The sequence below is a fragment of the Saccharopolyspora halophila genome, from assembly GCF_039531955.1.
Taxonomy (GTDB): Bacteria; Actinomycetota; Actinomycetes; order Mycobacteriales; family Pseudonocardiaceae; genus Saccharopolyspora; species Saccharopolyspora halophila.
The window spans coordinates 13240-28998 of the sequence record NZ_BAAARA010000004.1 but is presented as its reverse complement, the minus strand read 5'-3'; the positions used below and the strand labels follow the sequence as shown (position 1 = coordinate 28998).

Here is a 15759-nt window from a genome sequence, read left to right as displayed (position 1 = left end):
TGCGTCAGGCCAGGTTGGTCATCCAGTTGTGGGTGTCCTCCGAGATGCCCTTCTGGATGCCCGTGAGACGGTCTCGCAACTTCATGGTGACCTCGCCCGGCTGACCGTCGGAGACGGTGAACTCGCCTTCGCGGTGCTTGACCTTGCCGACCGGGGTGATGACCGCGGCGGTACCGCAGGCGAAGACCTCGGTGAGCTCACCGGTGGCGGCGGCCTTCTCCCACTCCTCGGCGGTGATCTTGCGCTCCTCGACCTGCATGCCCAGCTCCTTGCCGAGCTCCAGCAGCGAGGACCGGGTGACGCCGGGCAGCAGGCTGCCGCTCAGCGCCGGGGTCACCAGGCGGGCGTTCTCGCCGGACCCGAACACGAAGAACAGGTTCATCCCGCCCATCTCCTCGACCGTGTGCCGGTCGCAGGCGTCCAGCCACACCACCTGGTCGCAGCCCTGCTCCACGGCCTCGGCCTGGGCGAGGAACGACGCGGCGTAGTTGCCCGCGAACTTGGCCGCACCGGTTCCGCCGGGCGCGGCCCGCACGTACTCGTGGCTGAGCCACACGGTCACCGGCTTGATGCCACCGGAGAAGTAGGAACCGGCGGGCGAGGCGATCAGCGAGTACAGGTAGCTCTTGGACGGGCTGTTCACACCGAGGCCGATGTCGGTCGAGACCATGAACGGCCGCAGGTACAGGGAGCTCTCGCCCTCGGTCGGCACCCAGTCCCGGTCCGCGGCGACGAGTTCGCGCAGCGACTCGATGAACAGCTCCTCGGGCAGCTCGGCCATCGCGATGCGCCGCGCGGAGTCCTGCAACCGGCGCGCGTTCGCCTCCGGCCGGAAGGCGCCGATCGATCCGTCGGGCTGGTGGTAGGCCTTGAGTCCCTCGAAGATCGCCTGCGCGTAGTGCAGCACCGAAGTGGCCGGGTCGAGCTCGAACGAGTGGTAGGGCTCGAGCTTGGCGTCGTACCAGCCACGCCCCTCCTGCCACTTGATGGTCACCATGTGGTCGGTGAAGAACCGTCCGAATCCCGGATTCTCCAGTACCTCCGCCCGGCGGTCCGCAGTAGCCGGTTGCGGGTTGGGGCTCCGGGTGAAAGACAGCGCTTCAGTCATGGACGTACGTTATCGCGCCCGCTGGAGCAGTGGAAACCGGATCACTTCGATTGGTCGTCCAAGTATCCGGGCGACGGCGAGAACTGGAAATGTCCGGACCGGATTCGGGTGATCCGGGGCGCGCGGGAGGCCTATGATGTGTCCATGAACGAGGCGTCCCGCTCTTCCGCCCCACCCACCCCGACCACCACCAACCAGGACGTGCTGGCCGCGTCACTGGCCGCGCTGATGCCGCTGGGCGGCGGCCTGCTGCTGGTGCTCGGCTACGTCTGGGTCGGAGCCTTCGGCGCCGTTCTCGCCGCGGCGGGCGTCGCGGGCTGGGCCTACTGGTGGTACGGCAAGAACCAGCAGCGCTGGTTCCCGGCCGACCTGCGGGGCGGCCAGGTGGGCGGCATCGCCGTGCTGGTCGCGGTCATCACCCTGCTGCTGTTCCTGTCGATCTCCTGAACCCGCTGGCTCAGAACCGCAGCACGGATTCGGGCAGTTCCGGCAACGCCCACCGCGGGTCCGGTGCCGAGTCGCAGTAGGTGCCGTCGAACGGGAACCGGCCGTCCTCGGCCAGCTTGATCATCCGCTCGCCCTCGGCGCGCAGCTCCTCGGCGTGCTGACGCTCGAAACGCCCCGCCGCCACGGCCGCGGGCAGCTCGTGCTCGTCCTTCCACGACCAGGTGCCGTCCGGCAGCACCTCGACGTCGAGCACGCCGTCGACCCGCCGCACGCCGGCCTCGTCGCGCCCCAGCGGGACCTCGAGGTTGACGTACCAGTTCTGGAACGTGCCGTCGGCGTCGAAGAACCACCACACCGACGACCAGTGGTGCTCGTAGACCAGCCGCAGCGTCGACGTCCCGCGCCAGGTGGAACGCCGGGGCACCCGCGGACCGCTGAAGCGCTCGTCGAGCGGCATGTCGCGCGGTCCTCGTCCGTCCGGCGAGGTCGTGGTGCGGATCGGCGTGCCGGCCAGCACCCAGCACAGCAGCTGGTCGCCGTCGTCGCCGACGACGCGGCCCGGGTGCACCGTGCCCAGCGATCCGTCCAGCCGCCAGAAGCTGTAGAGCACGTCCGAGCCGGGAAAGAACGTCCGGTTGCGCTCGAGTTCGGTCCTGGGCTCGAGGTTGGTGGTTGGCATGGTCCCGCCTCACTTCCAGCGGCGGGACACACCTCCCGCCAGCAACGGTCCGATGACGACGACGGCAACGGTGCACAGCATGGCATCGACCGGCATGCTCATCGCCAGCACGACCGACAGCCCCATCCCGAGGCAGGCCGCGCGCATCGACCACGCGGGCCCGTCGGCGAGCAGCAGCCGCGCCCCCGCGCTGGCGAGAGCGTAGTGCAGCAGCAGCGCGCACGCGGCGAACGACATCGCCGCCACCGGCGAGACCACCAGCGCGACCACCACCGCGGCCACGCCGCCGAGCAGATCCAGCAGGTAGGGCGTTCCGCCGGAGCCGACGCGGCCGAGCGCGCGGGGCAGCTCGTTGTCGCGGGCCAGGCTCGACGCGGTCGAGCGGAAGGACTCCAGCGCCCCCAGCAGCACCGGAAGCAGCGCGACCGCCGCGCCCACGCTGATCAGGGGACGCATGTTCGTGGCTGCCGCCGCGGTGAGCACCTCGCGAACCGGCGACGGCGAGAGCGCGAGCCGAGCCCATCCGAGCTGGTAGGCCAGCGCCAGGGTCATCACGACGAGCGCCGCGGTGACCACGCCCAGCGAGATCGCCGCGCCGCGCCGGATCGCCCGTCCGGTGAAACGCCGTCCGTCCGGTGCGGTCAACCGTTCGATGCCGAGGAAGGCGACGAAGAGCACGCCCGCGGCACCGAACGGACCCACGGCGCTGCCGGCGGCCTCCCCCGCGGGCTGCCCGCCGACCGGGGCGATCGCGAAGCAGGTCAGCGCCACCAGGCCGATCACCAGCAGGCTCAGCGCGGTCCAAAGCCAGGCGGCGCCGCCCTCGATGCGCAGGCCGGTGGTCGCCGAGAGCACCACCAGCAGGATCGCCGCCGCGGCCACCTGCGGCGCGGCCGAGGGGAGGAAGAAATCACCCAGCACTCGGGCGATCGCGGCCATCGCGGCGACCTGCCCGGCCAGGTGGGCCGAGGCGCCCACCCTGGAAGGGAGCAGCCCCACCCGCTCCCGCACGCACGCGTAGACGGCACCGCGCCCGCGGTAGGAGTCGGACTGGTGAGCGGTCGTGACGGCCGCGCAGATCGCGGCCACCAGCGCTACCGGCAGGCCGAGCAGCGCCCACGGCCCGGCCGCGGCGACCGCCGGGGCGGGTCCGAGCAGCACCCCGATCCCGAGCATCCCGCTGAGCGCGAGCGGCACGGCACCGCCCACCGCGCTCGATCGAACACCCGTTTCAACCTGTTCGGTCACGCGACCACCCTTGCAGAGGATTGCCCGTGGATCAGCCGCTCTCCGGCTGATCCGTGGCGAGGGATCGCTACCAAGCGTAAGACGGAGGCGCGGACGGGCTTCGAGCGAGCTGCGCCGTCAGCGAACCTGTGGGTTTCCGGATGGCGGAGCGTTCTAGAGTGCCTTCAGCTTCGCTTGTGGGTCCTCGCAGCATGCGGCGGTAGCCGCTGCGGTGTGAGACTCAGCCGGCGCCGCGGCGGGTTCTCGGAGGTCGCCGGGTGAGGAGAGCCGCAGCGCCGCGCAGGCGGCCGCTCGAGTCGCGGATCCCGGAGCCCGGCGGCGTCCGAGGTTCCGCTACCGGCACCGCCACGCGAACCCCAAACCGAAATATCTCCCTGTCCAGCACGATCCGGAGGATGACCACGTGACGACCCCCAAACTCGCGCTCACCGACACCGCAGTGAGCAAGCTCAGCGCCGACGCGCTCGTCATCGGCACCGTTCAGGGCGCCGATGGCCTGGAACTCGCCCCCGGGGCCGCTCAGGTCGCCGAGGCCCACGACGGCGACCTGGTCAAGGTGCTGACCTCGCTGGGCGCGACCGGCAAGGCCGACGAGGTCGTCAAGCTGCCCGCGAGCGGCAAGCTCAAGGCCGGGGTGCTGGTCGCGGTGGGCCTGGGCAAGCCGGGGGACGCAGGCGTGACCGCGGAGGCAGTCCGCCGCGCCTCCGGTGCCGCGGCGCGTGCGCTCTCCGGCGTCGAGCACGCCGCGAGCACGCTATCGGCTGGTGAGCTCTCGGCCGCCGTGCAGGGCACCGTGATGGGCGCCTACGGCTACACGGCCTACAAGTCGAGCGACGGCGGTGACGGACCGGTGGCCGCGGTGGACTTCCTCGTCGAGGACGCCAAGGCGGACTCGAACTCCCACGCGCTCAAGGGCGCCACCGCCATCGGCGAGGCGGTCAACACCGCCCGCGACCTGATCAACACCCCGCCGAACGACCTGTTCCCGGCCTCGTTCGCCGAGCGCGCCACCGAGCTGGCCAAGGCCGTTGGCCTGGAGGTCGAGGTCCTCGACGAGAACGCGCTGCGCAAGCAGGGTTTCGGCGGCATCCTCGGCGTCGGCGCGGGCTCGACGCGGCCGCCGCGGCTGGTACGCATCAAGCACAAGGGGCCGAAGGCCGCCAAGAAGGTCGCGCTGATCGGCAAGGGCATCACGTTCGACACCGGCGGCATCTCGCTGAAGCCGGGTGCGGGCATGGAAAACATGACCTCGGACATGTCCGGCGCCGCGGGCGTGGTGGCCACCATGGTGCTGGCCGCCAAGCTGAACTACCCGCTGGAGATCACGGCGACGGTGCCGATGGCCGAGAACATGCCCTCGGGCAGCGCCTACCGCCCGGGCGACGTGCTGAGCATGTACGGCGGCAAGACGGTCGAGGTGCTCAACACCGACGCCGAGGGCCGCCTGGTGCTCGTCGACGCGATCACCCGCGCCTGCGAGGACGGCCCCGACTACCTCGTCGAGACCTCGACGCTGACCGGTGCGCAGGTGGTGGCGCTGGGCAACCGCACGCCCGGCGTGATGGGCGACGACGAGTTCCGCGACCGGGTCGCGAAGCTCTCGCAGGGCGTCGGCGAGGGCGCCTGGCCGATGCCGCTGCCCGAGGAGCTGCGCGGCGACCTGGACTCCAAGCTCGCCGACCTGGCCAACGTCACCAACCACCGCTGGGGCGGGATGCTCGCGGCGGGCCACTTCCTCAAGGAGTTCGTGGCCGACGGCGTCAAGTGGGCGCACATCGACGTCGCGGGCCCGGCCTACAACACGAACTCCCCGTGGGGCTACACGCCCAAGGGAGGCACCGGTGTCCCGGTCCGCACCCTCGCCGCGGTCCTGGCCGACATCGCCGACCGGGGCTGACGCCGCTCTCCGGAGCTGCCCTGCCGGGCGGCGCGGGCGGTGGAAACCGCCTCGTCGCCCGGGGCAGATCGGTCCAGCCCGAAGCGTGCGCGGCCCGGTGCTCGTCCAGCCGCTCACGCCGGGTGGGCGCCGCCGATCGGGCATCACTCATGTGGGTCAGGCCACAAAAAGGTAACCGTGCACGGGGTCCGAAATGTCACGATGGGTTAATGACCCAATCTGAACCGGCCACTGTCACCGAGACCCGGCACGGCTATCAGGTCGACGTGGTGTGGACCGGAAACACCGGACAGGGCACTACCTCCTACCACTCCTACGAGCGCACCCACGAGGTCCGCGCCGCGGGCAAGGACTCCATCGACGCCTCCGCGGACCCGGTCTTCCTGGGCGAGGGCGACCGCTACAACCCGGAAGAACTGCTGGTCGCATCGCTGTCGCAGTGCCACATGCTGTGGTTCCTGCACCTGGCGGCCGACTCCGGCGTGGTGGTCACCGGCTACCACGACCGCGCCCGCGGCATCCTCGCGGAGAACGCGGACGGTTCCGGCCAGTTCGAAGCCGTGGAACTGCTCCCGGAAGTAACCGTCTGCGATCGCGCCAGCGTCGACGTCGCCGAGGCGCTGCACGAACGGGCGCACGAGCTCTGCTACATCGCCAAATCGGTGACGTTCCCGGTCAGGTTCACCCCGACCGTGCGGATCGCGAACTGAACCGCGACGCGAGCTGATCGATTCAGTCATCACCGGCGGCCGTGCGCGCGGAAATGCCGCTCGGCGGCGTTCCGCCTCACGGCCGCTCGTCCGCGGCGCGTTGCGCCCGCCTGCGCAGAATTCGCTGCCTGGCCTGGTAATCGCGCATCCGCTGCGGATATCCGACCTTGTGCACCTCGTACAGCGGCATTCCCATCGCGCGGGTGAGCCGACCGGCCGCTTCCGGGCTCGCCACCCGTCGCCGGGTCCATTCCCCGTCGTGCGCGACCAGCAGCAAGGTCGTCTCGGTGACCAGCGTGCGCGGTTCCAGAAAGCCCTCGACGCCGCGCCGCTGCTCGGCCCAGGCCCGCAGGTGCGCGGAATCGTCCGAGGAGGCACCGCGCACCCGGCCGGGACGACGGCGGCCGCGGAACCGGTCGAAAAGTCCCACCGCGCTCTCCCTCCAAGCCGAAGAACCGGGTTCGCATTCGAATACCGGTCCGAACGTCTCCTTCGATTTTGCCACCCGCATCGCCCGGAGAATCCGAAAATCGGCTGATAATCGTGCCACCCTTCGACCACTTCTCGATGAGGGTGACGAACAGATCACCCCGCCCGCGTCGCATCGGCGGCTCGGGTGGTGACAAGATGGCCAGTGGTGCGCGTGACCACCTGGTCAAGTCACCGCAAGCAAGCCAATGAAGCCCTGTCGAGGAGTGCGAAGTGACCGACACGTCCGCCGATCTGGTCATCCTCGGCGGCGGTTCGGGCGGCTACGCCTGCGCTTTCCGCGCGGCCGAGCTCGGCCTGTCCGTCGTCCTCATCGAGAAGGACAAGCTCGGTGGGACCTGCCTGCACCGAGGATGCATCCCGACCAAGGCCCTGCTGCACGCGGGCGAGGTCGCAGACTCCGCGCGGGAGGCCGACCAGTTCGGAGTCCGCACCGCCTTCGAGGGCATCGACATCGACGGGGTCAACAAGTACAAGGACGGCATCGTCAGTGGCCTGTACAAGGGTCTGCACGGCCTGGCCAAGCACCACGGGGTGACCCTGGTCGAGGGCGCGGGAACCCTGGTCGACGCCAAGACCGTCGAGGTGAACGGCACCCGCTACACCGGCAAGAACCTGGTGCTGGCCACGGGTTCGTACTCCAAGTCGCTGCCCGGCCTCGAGCTCGGCGGCCGCGTCATGGCCAGCGAGCAGGCCCTGAACCTGGACTACGTTCCGGAGAAGGTCGTGGTGCTCGGCGGCGGCGTGATCGGTGTCGAGTTCGCCAGCGTGTGGCGCTCCTTCGGTGCCGAGGTCACCGTGGTCGAAGCGCTGCCCAACCTGGTTCCCAACGAGGACGAGTTCCTGTCCAAGCGCCTCGAGCGCGCCTTCCGCAAGCGCGGCATCAAGTTCAAGACCGGCGTGAAGTTCACCGGCGTCGAGCAGAACGACAACGGCGTCTCGGTGAGCCTGGAGAACGGCGAGACCTACGACGCGGACCTGATGCTGGTGGCCGTCGGCCGCGGGCCGAACACCGCGGGCCTCGGCTTCGAAGAAGTCGGCGTCACCATGGAGCGCGGCTTCGTGCGCACCGACGAACGCCTGCGCACCGGTGTTCCCGGCGTCTACGCCGTCGGCGACATCGTGCCGGGCCTGCAGCTGGCCCACCGCGGTTTCCAGCAGGGCGTGTTCATCGCCGAGGACATCGCCGGGCTCAACCCGCAGCCGATCGACGAGGCCGGCATCCCGCGGGTCACCTACTCGCACCCCGAGGTCGCCTCGGTGGGTCTGACCGAAACCGCCGCCAAGGAGCAGTACGGCTCGGTGGAGACCTTCACCTACGACCTCGCGGGCAACGGCAAGAGCCAAATCCTCAAGACCAGCGGCGCGGTCAAGCTGGTCCGCGCCACCGACGGCCCCGTCGTGGGCCTGCACCTGGTCGGCGACCGCGTCGGCGAACTCATCGGCGAAGCGCAGCTGATCTACAACTGGGAAGCTCTGCCGGACGACGTCGCTCCGCTGGTGCACGCTCACCCCACCCAGACCGAAGCTCTGGGCGAGGCTCACCTCGCCTTGGCCGGCAAGCCGCTGCACGTCCACGGCTGAACGGCGCCCAGTCAGCCGCACCCCGCCACACCCACGAGGAGTCAGCAACAGATGGCCTTCTCCGTTCAGATGCCGGCACTCGGCGAGAGCGTGACCGAGGGAACGATCACCCGGTGGCTCAAGCAGGAGGGCGAGACCGTCGAGGTCGACGAACCCCTGCTGGAGGTCTCCACCGACAAGGTCGACACCGAGATCCCGTCGCCGGCAGCCGGTGTGCTTCAGCGCATCATCGCCAAGGAAGACGACACCGTCGAGGTCGGCGGCGAGCTCGCGACGCTCGGTGAGTCCGGCGAAGAGGCCCCGGCCCCCGCCGCGGAGTCCGCTCCGGCCCAGGAAGCCCCGGCCGCCCAGGAAGCACCCGCCGCGCCGGAGCCGCAGGCCGCCGCATCGGCGCCCGCCGCATCGAGCGGTGGAGCCGCGCAGGGCACCGACGTCGAGATGCCCGCGCTCGGCGAGAGCGTGACCGAGGGAACGATCACCCGGTGGCTCAAGCAGGTCGGTGACACGATCGAGGTCGACGAGCCGCTGCTGGAGGTCTCCACCGACAAGGTCGACACCGAGGTCCCGTCCCCCGTGGCGGGCACCCTGCTCGAGATCAGCGCCGGTGAGGACGACACCGTCGAGGTCGGCGCCAAGCTCGCGGTGGTCGGTTCCGCCGACGCCGCCCCGGCTCCGTCCACGCCCGAACCGGAACCGGCCCCGGCCGCCGCTGCGGAACCCGCCGCTCCGGCCCAGCCGGCAGCACCGGCGCAGCCCGCCGCTCCGGCGCAGCCCGCCGCTCCGGCGCAGCCCGCCGAGCAGGAGCAGCCCGCCGAGCAGGAGCAGGACTCCGCCCCGGCAGGCGGTACGCCGTACGTCACGCCGCTGGTGCGCAAGCTGGCCAACGAGCACGGCATCGACCTGACCACCCTCAAGGGCAGCGGTGTCGGCGGTCGCATCCGCAAGCAGGACGTGCAGGCGGCGATCGACGCGAAGCAGGCCCCGGCGAGCTCCGCTCCGGCCACCGCCCCGGCTTCGCAGAGCGCCCAGGCCACGACGCCGGCTCCCTCGGAGGAGGCCGAGGCGCTGCGCGGCACCACCCAGCCGATGTCGCGGTTGCGGCAGCTGCTGGCCCGCCGGATGGTCGAGTCGCTGCAGACCGCGGCGCAGCTGACCACGGTGATCGAGGTCGACGTGACCAAGATCGCTCGCCTGCGGGACCGCGCGAAGGGCAACTTCGAGGCGACCGAGGGCGTCAAGCTCTCGTTCCTGCCGTTCTTCGGCAAGGCCGCTGCCGAGGCGCTGAAGCTGCACCCGAAGGTCAACGCCTCGATCAACGAGGAGCAGAGCCAGGTCACCTACCACGGCGCCGAGCACCTCTCGATCGCCGTGGACACCGACCGCGGCCTGGTCTCGCCGGTCATCCACGACGCCGGGAACCTCAACCTCGGCGGACTGGCCCGCAAGATCGCCGACCTGGCGGCGCGGACCCGCAACAACAAGATCAAGCCCGACGAGCTCTCCGGTGGCACCTTCACCATCACCAACACCGGTAGCCGGGGCGCGCTGTTCGACACGCCGATCCTGAACCCGCCGCAGGTGGGCATGCTCGGCACCGGCTCGGTCGTCAAGCGCCCGGTCGTGGTGGCCGACGAGAACGGCGGCGACACCATCGCCATCCGCTCGATGGTCTACCTGGCGCTGTCCTACGACCACCGCCTGGTCGACGGCGCCGACGCGGCCCGCTTCCTGGCCACGGTCAAGCAGCGCCTGGAAGAGGGCGCCTTCGAGGCCGACCTGGGCCTGTAACGGCTGATCCGCGGTCGTCCCGCCCCGCACCGCGAGCGCGGCGACCACCGGACGCGGCGACGGCCGCTCACCTCTTGGGGTGGGCGGCCGTTCGTCCTTCGCGCGAAATGTTCGCGCCAAGTCGGTCGATGCGGGACGATGCCGGGCATGCGCGTCGTCGTCGCCGGATCATCGGGCCTGATCGGTACGTCCTTGGTCGCCGGGCTTCGCCAGGCCGATCACGAAGTGGTGCGCCTGGTGCGCCGGGTGCCAGCCGCTCCGGACGAGCGCGGCTGGGACCCGGACACCGGTTCGCTGGACGCCGATGCGCTCGACGGGGCCGATGCGGTGGTCAACCTGTCCGGCCCGGGCATCGGCGACAAGCGCTGGACCCCCGAGCGCAAGCGCCACCTCGTGCAGGCCCGCGTGCGCGCGACCGAAGTGCTCTCCGAGGCGGTGGCCAAAGCGGGCGTGCCGGTGCTGGCCAACGCCTCGGCGGTCGGCTACTACGGCGACACCGGATCGCAGCCGGTCACCGAGACCTCGGCACCGGGCACGGACTTCCTCGCCGACCTGTGCCAGCGCTGGGAGGCGGCGACCACGGCGGCCGCCGATGCGGGCGCCCGGGTGGCGCTGCTGCGCACCGGTCTGGTGATCGCCCCTTCGGGCGGCCTGCTCGGGCAGCTGCGGCCGTTGTTCAAGCTGATGCTGGGCGGCAGGCTCGGCTCGGGACGGCAGTACATGCCGTGGATCTCCCTCGACGACGAGATCGCCGCGATCAGGTTCGTGCTGGAGAACCCGGCGATCTCCGGCCCGGTCAACCTCACCGGGCCCGCGCCGGTGACCAACGCCGTGTTCACCCGCGCGCTCGGCGAGGCGCTGGGGCGGCCCGCTCCGTGGATCGTGCCCGGTTTCGCGATGCGCGCCGCGCTGGGCGAGCTCGCCGACTCCGCGCTGACCGGGCAGCGCGCGCTGCCGACGGTGCTGGAGGCCAACGGGTTCTCCTTCCAGCACCCCACGATCGACGCAGCGCTCGCGGCCGCGACCGGCCGCTGAACGAGCCGCTGAACGAGCCGCTGAACGAGCCGCTGTGCGGAAGCGTAACCTGGGCGGACGTGAGCCGAGCTGATTCTTCGTGCCGCACCTCCTCGGCAGCGGTGGACGTGAAATACCTGGGTGTCATCGACTACCTCGACGCGTGGGAGCTCCAGCGGGAGCTGGCCAACGGCCGTCTCGAGGAGCAGAACCCGGACACCCTCCTGCTGCTGGAGCATCCTTCGGTGTACACGGCGGGCAAGCGCACCTCGACGGAGGACCGGCCGACCGACGGCACCCCGGTCATCGACGTCGACCGGGGCGGCAAGATCACCTGGCACGGCCCGGGCCAGATCGTCGGCTACCCGATCGTGGGGCTGGCCGATCCGATCGACGTGGTCGATTACGTGCGCCGCCTGGAGCAGGCCCTGATCCACGTCTGCGACGAGTTCGGGCTCGACGCCGGGCGCGTGGACGGCCGCAGCGGTGTGTGGCTTCCCGCCGACGGCGCCCGGCCGGAGCGCAAGATCGCCGCGATCGGCATCCGGGTGCAGCGCGGGGTCACGATGCACGGCCTCGAGCTCAACTGCAACGCCGACCTCGGCGGCTTCGACCGGATCGTGCCGTGCGGCATCAGCGATGCGGGAACCACCTCGCTGTCGGCCGAGCTCGGCCGCAACGTCACCGTTGACGAGGCCTACCCGATGGTCGAGCAGGCGGTGCTGGACGCCCTGGACGGCCGCCTGGCGGTGACCGAGCGCGACATCCCCAGGGATCAGCCCACCGCGGCCGGGGTGACCTTGTCCCTGGACCCGAGCCTGCGCTGAGCGCCCCGCGACCGGAACTCCGGCAATACCTGACATCTCGACACCGCTCCTCTAGTATTCCGTAATTACGGACTACTGGAGGAGCGGTCATGCCGACATCCCGCCGGAGCCTGCTGATCGCGGCAGGTGCCACGGCTCCCCTGCTGCTCGCGAAACCCGCTCCGGCCCGGGCTCAGCCGGATCTGAGCACCCCCGAAGGCTGGCTGAACTGGGTCTCCGCCCACCGCGACGCGATCGGGCTCGCGATCGACGACGGCCGCGGGCACCGGCTCGCGCACGCCGCCGACACCCCGCGCCCGCTGGCCTCGGCGGTGAAGGTGCTGCACCTGGCCGCCTACGCCGAAGCCGTGATCGCGCGCCGGATCGACCCGGACGAACGAGTGCGGGTGGGCGACTGGGAGCGCTACTACGTGCCCACCGATGGCCACGCGCACGCCAACGCCCTGAGCCAGCTCGGGATCCCGGCCGATTCGAGCGAGTTGTACGCCGCCGATCCCGAGCAGCGGGTGGCGCTGCGCGACATGGTCTCGATGATGCTGCTGTTCAGCGACAGCGCCGTGCCCGACTTCCTGCGCGATCGCCTGGGCGCCCACGCGGTGGTCACGGCGGGCCGCACCCGCGGCTGGTGGCGAGCGGACGTGCGATCGCTGTGCGCGGAGTACCTGTTCCTGGCCCTGCCGGAGACCGCTCCCCCGCCAAGATTGCCCGTCGCGGCCCGGCGGGCCTGGGGGTTCGCCCTCGAGCGCCGCTATCGCGACGAACCCGCGCTGCGGCAGCGCGTTCGAGACTGGCGGCTGCACCAGCCGATGCCGCCGCTGCCCGAACAGGTGGCGTGGGCCTCGTCGACGGCGGCCGGCTCGCCGCGCGAGCTCGACGCGGTGCACCGCGCGCTGGCGAGCGAGTCCGACCCGGCCTCGACGCTGGCGCGCGAGCACCTCGAGGCTCCAGCGGCGGGCGGGGCGCTCCCGCCCGGCGTGGACGGCATCGGCTTCAAGGGCGGCAGCCTGCCCGGCGTGGTCACCGCGGGTGCGTCGGTGCGCCGCTCCGACGGCACGATCGGCACCGGCGGGCTGGTGGCGCACGACCCGGCCGCACGGGGCGAGCTCGTCACGAGCAACCCGGCAGCGCTGCTGCTGCCGGCGATCCGCGACGCCCGGTGGCGGGACCGGCTGGGCGCGGCCCTGGGCCGCTGAGGCAAGCTCGCGGCGTGGACTTGCAACAACGCGTCGAAGCCCTGGAATCCCGCATCGCCGCCCTCGAAACCGAGCGGTCCGGCGACGACCGGCAACCGACCGCGCCCAGCGGGTCCGCGGTGAGCTACGACGGGCACCTCGCCGGGCCGGTGGAGCTGGAATGGCACATCCGGGCCGATCCGGCGCAGGTCCTCGACCTCCCGGACGGGCCGCGCGCGGACGTGCTGGCCGCCCTGGGTCACCCGGCCCGGGTGGCCATCGTCCGCCTGCTGGCCGAGAGCGGACCGCAGACCTCGGCGGCGTTGCAGCACACCACCGATCTGGGCTCGCCCGGCAAGCTCTACCACCACCTCAAGGCCCTGACCTCGGCCAACCTCGTCGAGCAGGACAAGCGCGGTTCCTACCGGCTGCGCCCGCAGGCGACGATCCCGGCGCTGGTCCTGCTCACCGCGGCCTCCGACATCGCCGGTCAGCTCCGCGGCTGACGGCTCACAGCTGCGGTGCCACCTGGTCGGCGACCAGGTCGAGGTGGTCCAGGTCGGACAGATCGAGGACCTGGAGGTAGGCGCGGGTGATCCCGGTGCGCTCGCGCCAGGTGCCGATCTTGTCGACGACCTCGGCCGGAGTGCCCGCCAGCCCGTTGGCGCGGAGCTCGTCGACCTCGCGGCCGATCGCCTCGGCGCGGCGGGCCAGCTGGGCCTCGTTCTCGCCCACGCACAGCACCATCGCCGCCGAGCGCACGATCTCACCGGAGTCCCGGCCGATCGCGGCGCAGGCGGCGTCGACCCGATCGAACTGCGCGGCCGCGGTGTCGATGTCGACGAAGGGCAGGTTGAACTCGTCGGCGAAACGAGCGGCCAGCCGGGGCGTGCGCTTCTTGCCGCCGCCACCGATGAGCACCGGCGGACGCGGCGACTGCACCGGCTTGGGCAGCGCGGGCGACTCGCTGAGCTGGTAGTGCTCGCCGTCGAACGAGTAGGTCTCGCCCTCGGCGGTGCCCCACAGGCCGGTGATGATCTCCAGCTGCTCGGCGTAGCGGTCGAACCGCTCCTTCAACGACGGGAACGGGATGCCGTAGGCGGTGTGCTCCTGCTCGTACCAGCCGCTGCCCAGCCCCAGCTCGATGCGACCGCCGGACATCTGGTCGACCTGGGCGACCGAGATCGCCAGCGGCCCGGGCAACCGGAACGTGCCCGCGGTCATCAGGGTGCCCAGCCGCAGCCTGCTGGTCTCGCGGGCCAGGCCGCCCAGCGTCACCCAGGCATCGGTCGGGCCGGGCAGGCCCGAGACCTCGCCCATCTTCAGGTAGTGATCGGAGCGGAAGAACGCGTCGTAACCGGTGGTTTCGGCGTGCTTGGCCACCCGCACCAGGTCGTCGTAGGAGCCGCCCTGCTGGGGCTCGGTGAAGATCCGGAGCTTGAAGTTCTCAGTCACGGATCATCAGGCTAGCGGCGCGCACGCGCCGTGGCGCCGAGAGCCGCGCGGTCCCGCCGAATCAACTCGGCGAACTCGATCGGGCCAGGCGCAGCCCGGTCAGCACCTGCTCCACGCAGGCCGCGATGTCGGCCCGCTCCCGGATCGGTGCGGCCGAGCCCGCGATCGCCGTGGCTCCCGCGGACAGCGCGCCGAACATGATGCGGGCGAGCGCGTCGACCGGCAGATCACCGATCTCACCGGACTCGACGAGGGTGTTCACCACGGTGCGCAGCACGCCGAAGGTGTGCGCCTCCTCGGCGGTGCGCCAGCGCTCCCAGCCCATCACCGCGGGCCCGTCCTGGACCACGATGCGCTGGTACGAAGGCTCCAGGCAGACCTCGAGGAACGCGCTGAGCCCTGATCGGGTGGCCTCCCAGGGATCGCCGGAGTCGGACACCACCTCGGCGAGCCGATCGACCACGTCCGCCTCGACCGCGGCGAAGGCCGCCTCGAACAACGCCTGCTTGCCGCCGAAGTGGTGGTACAACGCGCCCTTGGTGACCCGCGCCCGCTTGGCTATTTCGTCCAGCGACGTCCCCGAGTAACCGCGCTCGGTGAACAACTCGACCGCGGAAGCCACCAGCGCCTGCCTGGTTGCTTCCGAGTACTCGACGCGCCGCGAACGAACTGTAGGCATGCTCACAAGCGTATGACATACCGACGGTACGTCACCGTGATACCGTCGATCATGCGACATACCGATGGTATGCCACACACCTGGGGTATCCCCGAACTCCTGGAGAGCGCCATGAGCTGGAACACCTACTACCAGCGCAAGCACGCGATCGCCGAGGTACTCGACAACGCTCGCCGAGACCCCCGATCGGCCCTCGACACGATTCCGAACCCGTTCACCGGTGCGGGGGAACTGCTGGCCGCACTGCACTACAAGTGGATGCAGCAGCTCAACGGCAGGGTCGAAGTGGCCCTCGCCGACACCGAGCACTCGCCGCACGGCGACCGCGTCGAAGCGGTCACCACGGCGTGGCGCCGCACCGCCGCGACCAACCCCGCGCTGCGGGACGTGCTCGAGCACCACGCCGAGCACCCCGTGCTGCGGGCGGCCAACGCGCAGCAGCACCGGATGCTGGCGCTGGCCGCGGGCCTGGCCGAGCAGCACGAGGACGAGCACGACATCGCCCGGGTCGGGCAGGCCTTCCTGCACCTGCTGCGCGCGACCCCCGCGCAGGCCGAGGAGCGCAGCCGCCCCGGCGTGCTGCGCAAGCTGATCCCGAGCAGGTGACCGGCCGAGCGGTTCCGACCGGCCCCGAACCGGGCGGAACCGCTCGCTCACCCGCG

General features: G+C 71.2%; 16 protein-coding genes. 10 read left to right on the top strand and 6 right to left on the bottom strand.

The features are described from left to right. Window positions 1-4 precede the first annotated feature (4 nt). Complete coding sequence (locus tag ABD289_RS07630; protein ID WP_344128170.1) at window positions 5-1108, bottom strand: branched-chain amino acid aminotransferase; 1104 nt, start codon at window positions 1106-1108, stop codon at window positions 5-7. Between the two features lie 144 nt (window positions 1109-1252). Here ABD289_RS07630 and ABD289_RS07625 point away from each other — a divergent pair, with 144 nt between their 5' ends. After that, entirely contained in the window at window positions 1253-1555 is a 303-nt protein-coding gene (locus ABD289_RS07625) for a hypothetical protein (RefSeq protein ID WP_344128168.1), read from the top strand. 10 nt (window positions 1556-1565) lie between these two features. Here ABD289_RS07625 and ABD289_RS07620 read toward each other — a convergent pair whose 3' ends face one another. Further along, on the bottom strand, window positions 1566-2234 hold the full coding sequence (locus ABD289_RS07620; protein ID WP_344128166.1) for a DUF402 domain-containing protein: 669 nt from the start codon (window positions 2232-2234) through the stop codon (window positions 1566-1568). A 9-nt stretch (window positions 2235-2243) separates the two neighbouring features. Then, window positions 2244-3482, bottom strand: coding sequence for an APC family permease (locus ABD289_RS07615; protein ID WP_344128164.1), 1239 nt, complete (start codon window positions 3480-3482; stop codon window positions 2244-2246). 403 nt (window positions 3483-3885) lie between these two features. Between ABD289_RS07615 and ABD289_RS07610 the strand changes: the two genes are divergently transcribed. Beyond that, on the top strand, window positions 3886-5379 hold the full coding sequence (locus tag ABD289_RS07610) for a leucyl aminopeptidase (RefSeq protein ID WP_344128162.1): 1494 nt from the start codon (window positions 3886-3888) through the stop codon (window positions 5377-5379). A 209-nt stretch (window positions 5380-5588) separates the two neighbouring features. Next, window positions 5589-6089, top strand: a complete 501-nt coding sequence (locus tag ABD289_RS07605) for an OsmC family protein (protein ID WP_344128160.1) — start codon at window positions 5589-5591, stop codon at window positions 6087-6089. A 76-nt stretch (window positions 6090-6165) separates the two neighbouring features. Here the strand turns inward: ABD289_RS07605 and ABD289_RS07600 are convergent, their stop codons facing one another. After that, complete coding sequence (locus tag ABD289_RS07600; RefSeq protein WP_344128158.1) at window positions 6166-6519, bottom strand: oxidoreductase; 354 nt, start codon at window positions 6517-6519, stop codon at window positions 6166-6168. A 272-nt stretch (window positions 6520-6791) separates the two neighbouring features. Between ABD289_RS07600 and lpdA the strand changes: the two genes are divergently transcribed. The 6 genes from lpdA (at window position 6792) to ABD289_RS07570 (ending at window position 13469) form a co-directional block, all read left to right on the top strand. Continuing rightward, window positions 6792-8162, top strand: a complete 1371-nt coding sequence (lpdA, locus tag ABD289_RS07595; protein WP_344128156.1) for a dihydrolipoyl dehydrogenase — start codon at window positions 6792-6794, stop codon at window positions 8160-8162. A gap of 51 nt (window positions 8163-8213) precedes the next feature. Further along, a complete protein-coding gene (sucB, locus tag ABD289_RS07590; RefSeq protein WP_344128154.1) occupies window positions 8214-9950 on the top strand; it encodes a 2-oxoglutarate dehydrogenase, E2 component, dihydrolipoamide succinyltransferase in 1737 nt (578 codons plus the stop codon). 147 nt (window positions 9951-10097) lie between these two features. Then, window positions 10098-10985 (top strand): TIGR01777 family oxidoreductase, encoded by an 888-nt coding sequence (locus tag ABD289_RS07585; RefSeq protein ID WP_344128152.1) that lies wholly within the window; start codon window positions 10098-10100, stop codon window positions 10983-10985. 59 nt (window positions 10986-11044) lie between these two features. Next, window positions 11045-11791 carry a lipoyl(octanoyl) transferase LipB gene (lipB, locus tag ABD289_RS07580; RefSeq protein ID WP_344128150.1) on the top strand — a complete coding sequence of 249 codons (747 nt, stop codon included), beginning with the start codon at window positions 11045-11047 and terminating at the stop codon, window positions 11789-11791. Window positions 11792-11880: 89 nt separating this feature from the next. After that, complete coding sequence (locus ABD289_RS07575; protein WP_344128148.1) at window positions 11881-12984, top strand: serine hydrolase; 1104 nt, start codon at window positions 11881-11883, stop codon at window positions 12982-12984. 14 nt (window positions 12985-12998) lie between these two features. Continuing rightward, the gene (locus ABD289_RS07570; RefSeq protein ID WP_344128146.1) at window positions 12999-13469 is read left to right on the top strand and encodes an ArsR/SmtB family transcription factor; all 471 of its coding nucleotides are present in this window, start codon (window positions 12999-13001) and stop codon (window positions 13467-13469) included. 4 nt (window positions 13470-13473) lie between these two features. Here ABD289_RS07570 and ABD289_RS07565 read toward each other — a convergent pair whose 3' ends face one another. Continuing rightward, entirely contained in the window at window positions 13474-14418 is a 945-nt protein-coding gene (locus tag ABD289_RS07565; protein WP_344128143.1) for an LLM class F420-dependent oxidoreductase, read from the bottom strand. Between the two features lie 61 nt (window positions 14419-14479). Beyond that, window positions 14480-15097 carry a TetR/AcrR family transcriptional regulator gene (locus tag ABD289_RS07560; RefSeq protein WP_344128141.1) on the bottom strand — a complete coding sequence of 206 codons (618 nt, stop codon included), beginning with the start codon at window positions 15095-15097 and terminating at the stop codon, window positions 14480-14482. A gap of 69 nt (window positions 15098-15166) precedes the next feature. On the opposite strand from ABD289_RS07560, the gene ABD289_RS07555 reads away from it, so the two are divergent. Beyond that, window positions 15167-15703: a hypothetical protein gene (locus ABD289_RS07555; RefSeq protein WP_344128139.1), complete on the top strand. Its 537-nt coding sequence runs from the start codon at window positions 15167-15169 to the stop codon at window positions 15701-15703. Window positions 15704-15759: the final 56 nt, after the last annotated feature.

Bases quoted from the DNA above. Each gene is read 5' to 3' on its own strand.
- ABD289_RS07630 (WP_344128170.1), bottom strand. From the start codon at position 1,108: ATGACTGAAGCGCTGTCTTTCACCCGGAGCCCCAACCCGCAACCGGCT.
- ABD289_RS07625 (WP_344128168.1), top strand. From the start codon at position 1,253: ATGAACGAGGCGTCCCGCTCTTCCGCCCCACCCACCCCGACCACCACC.
- ABD289_RS07620 (WP_344128166.1), bottom strand. From the start codon at position 2,234: ATGCCAACCACCAACCTCGAGCCCAGGACCGAACTCGAGCGCAACCGG.
- ABD289_RS07605 (WP_344128160.1), top strand. From the start codon at position 5,589: ATGACCCAATCTGAACCGGCCACTGTCACCGAGACCCGGCACGGCTAT.
- sucB (WP_344128154.1), top strand. From the start codon at position 8,214: ATGGCCTTCTCCGTTCAGATGCCGGCACTCGGCGAGAGCGTGACCGAG.
- ABD289_RS07585 (WP_344128152.1), top strand. From the start codon at position 10,098: ATGCGCGTCGTCGTCGCCGGATCATCGGGCCTGATCGGTACGTCCTTG.
- ABD289_RS07575 (WP_344128148.1), top strand. From the start codon at position 11,881: ATGCCGACATCCCGCCGGAGCCTGCTGATCGCGGCAGGTGCCACGGCT.
- ABD289_RS07560 (WP_344128141.1), bottom strand. From the start codon at position 15,097: ATGCCTACAGTTCGTTCGCGGCGCGTCGAGTACTCGGAAGCAACCAGG.
- ABD289_RS07555 (WP_344128139.1), top strand. From the start codon at position 15,167: ATGCCACACACCTGGGGTATCCCCGAACTCCTGGAGAGCGCCATGAGC.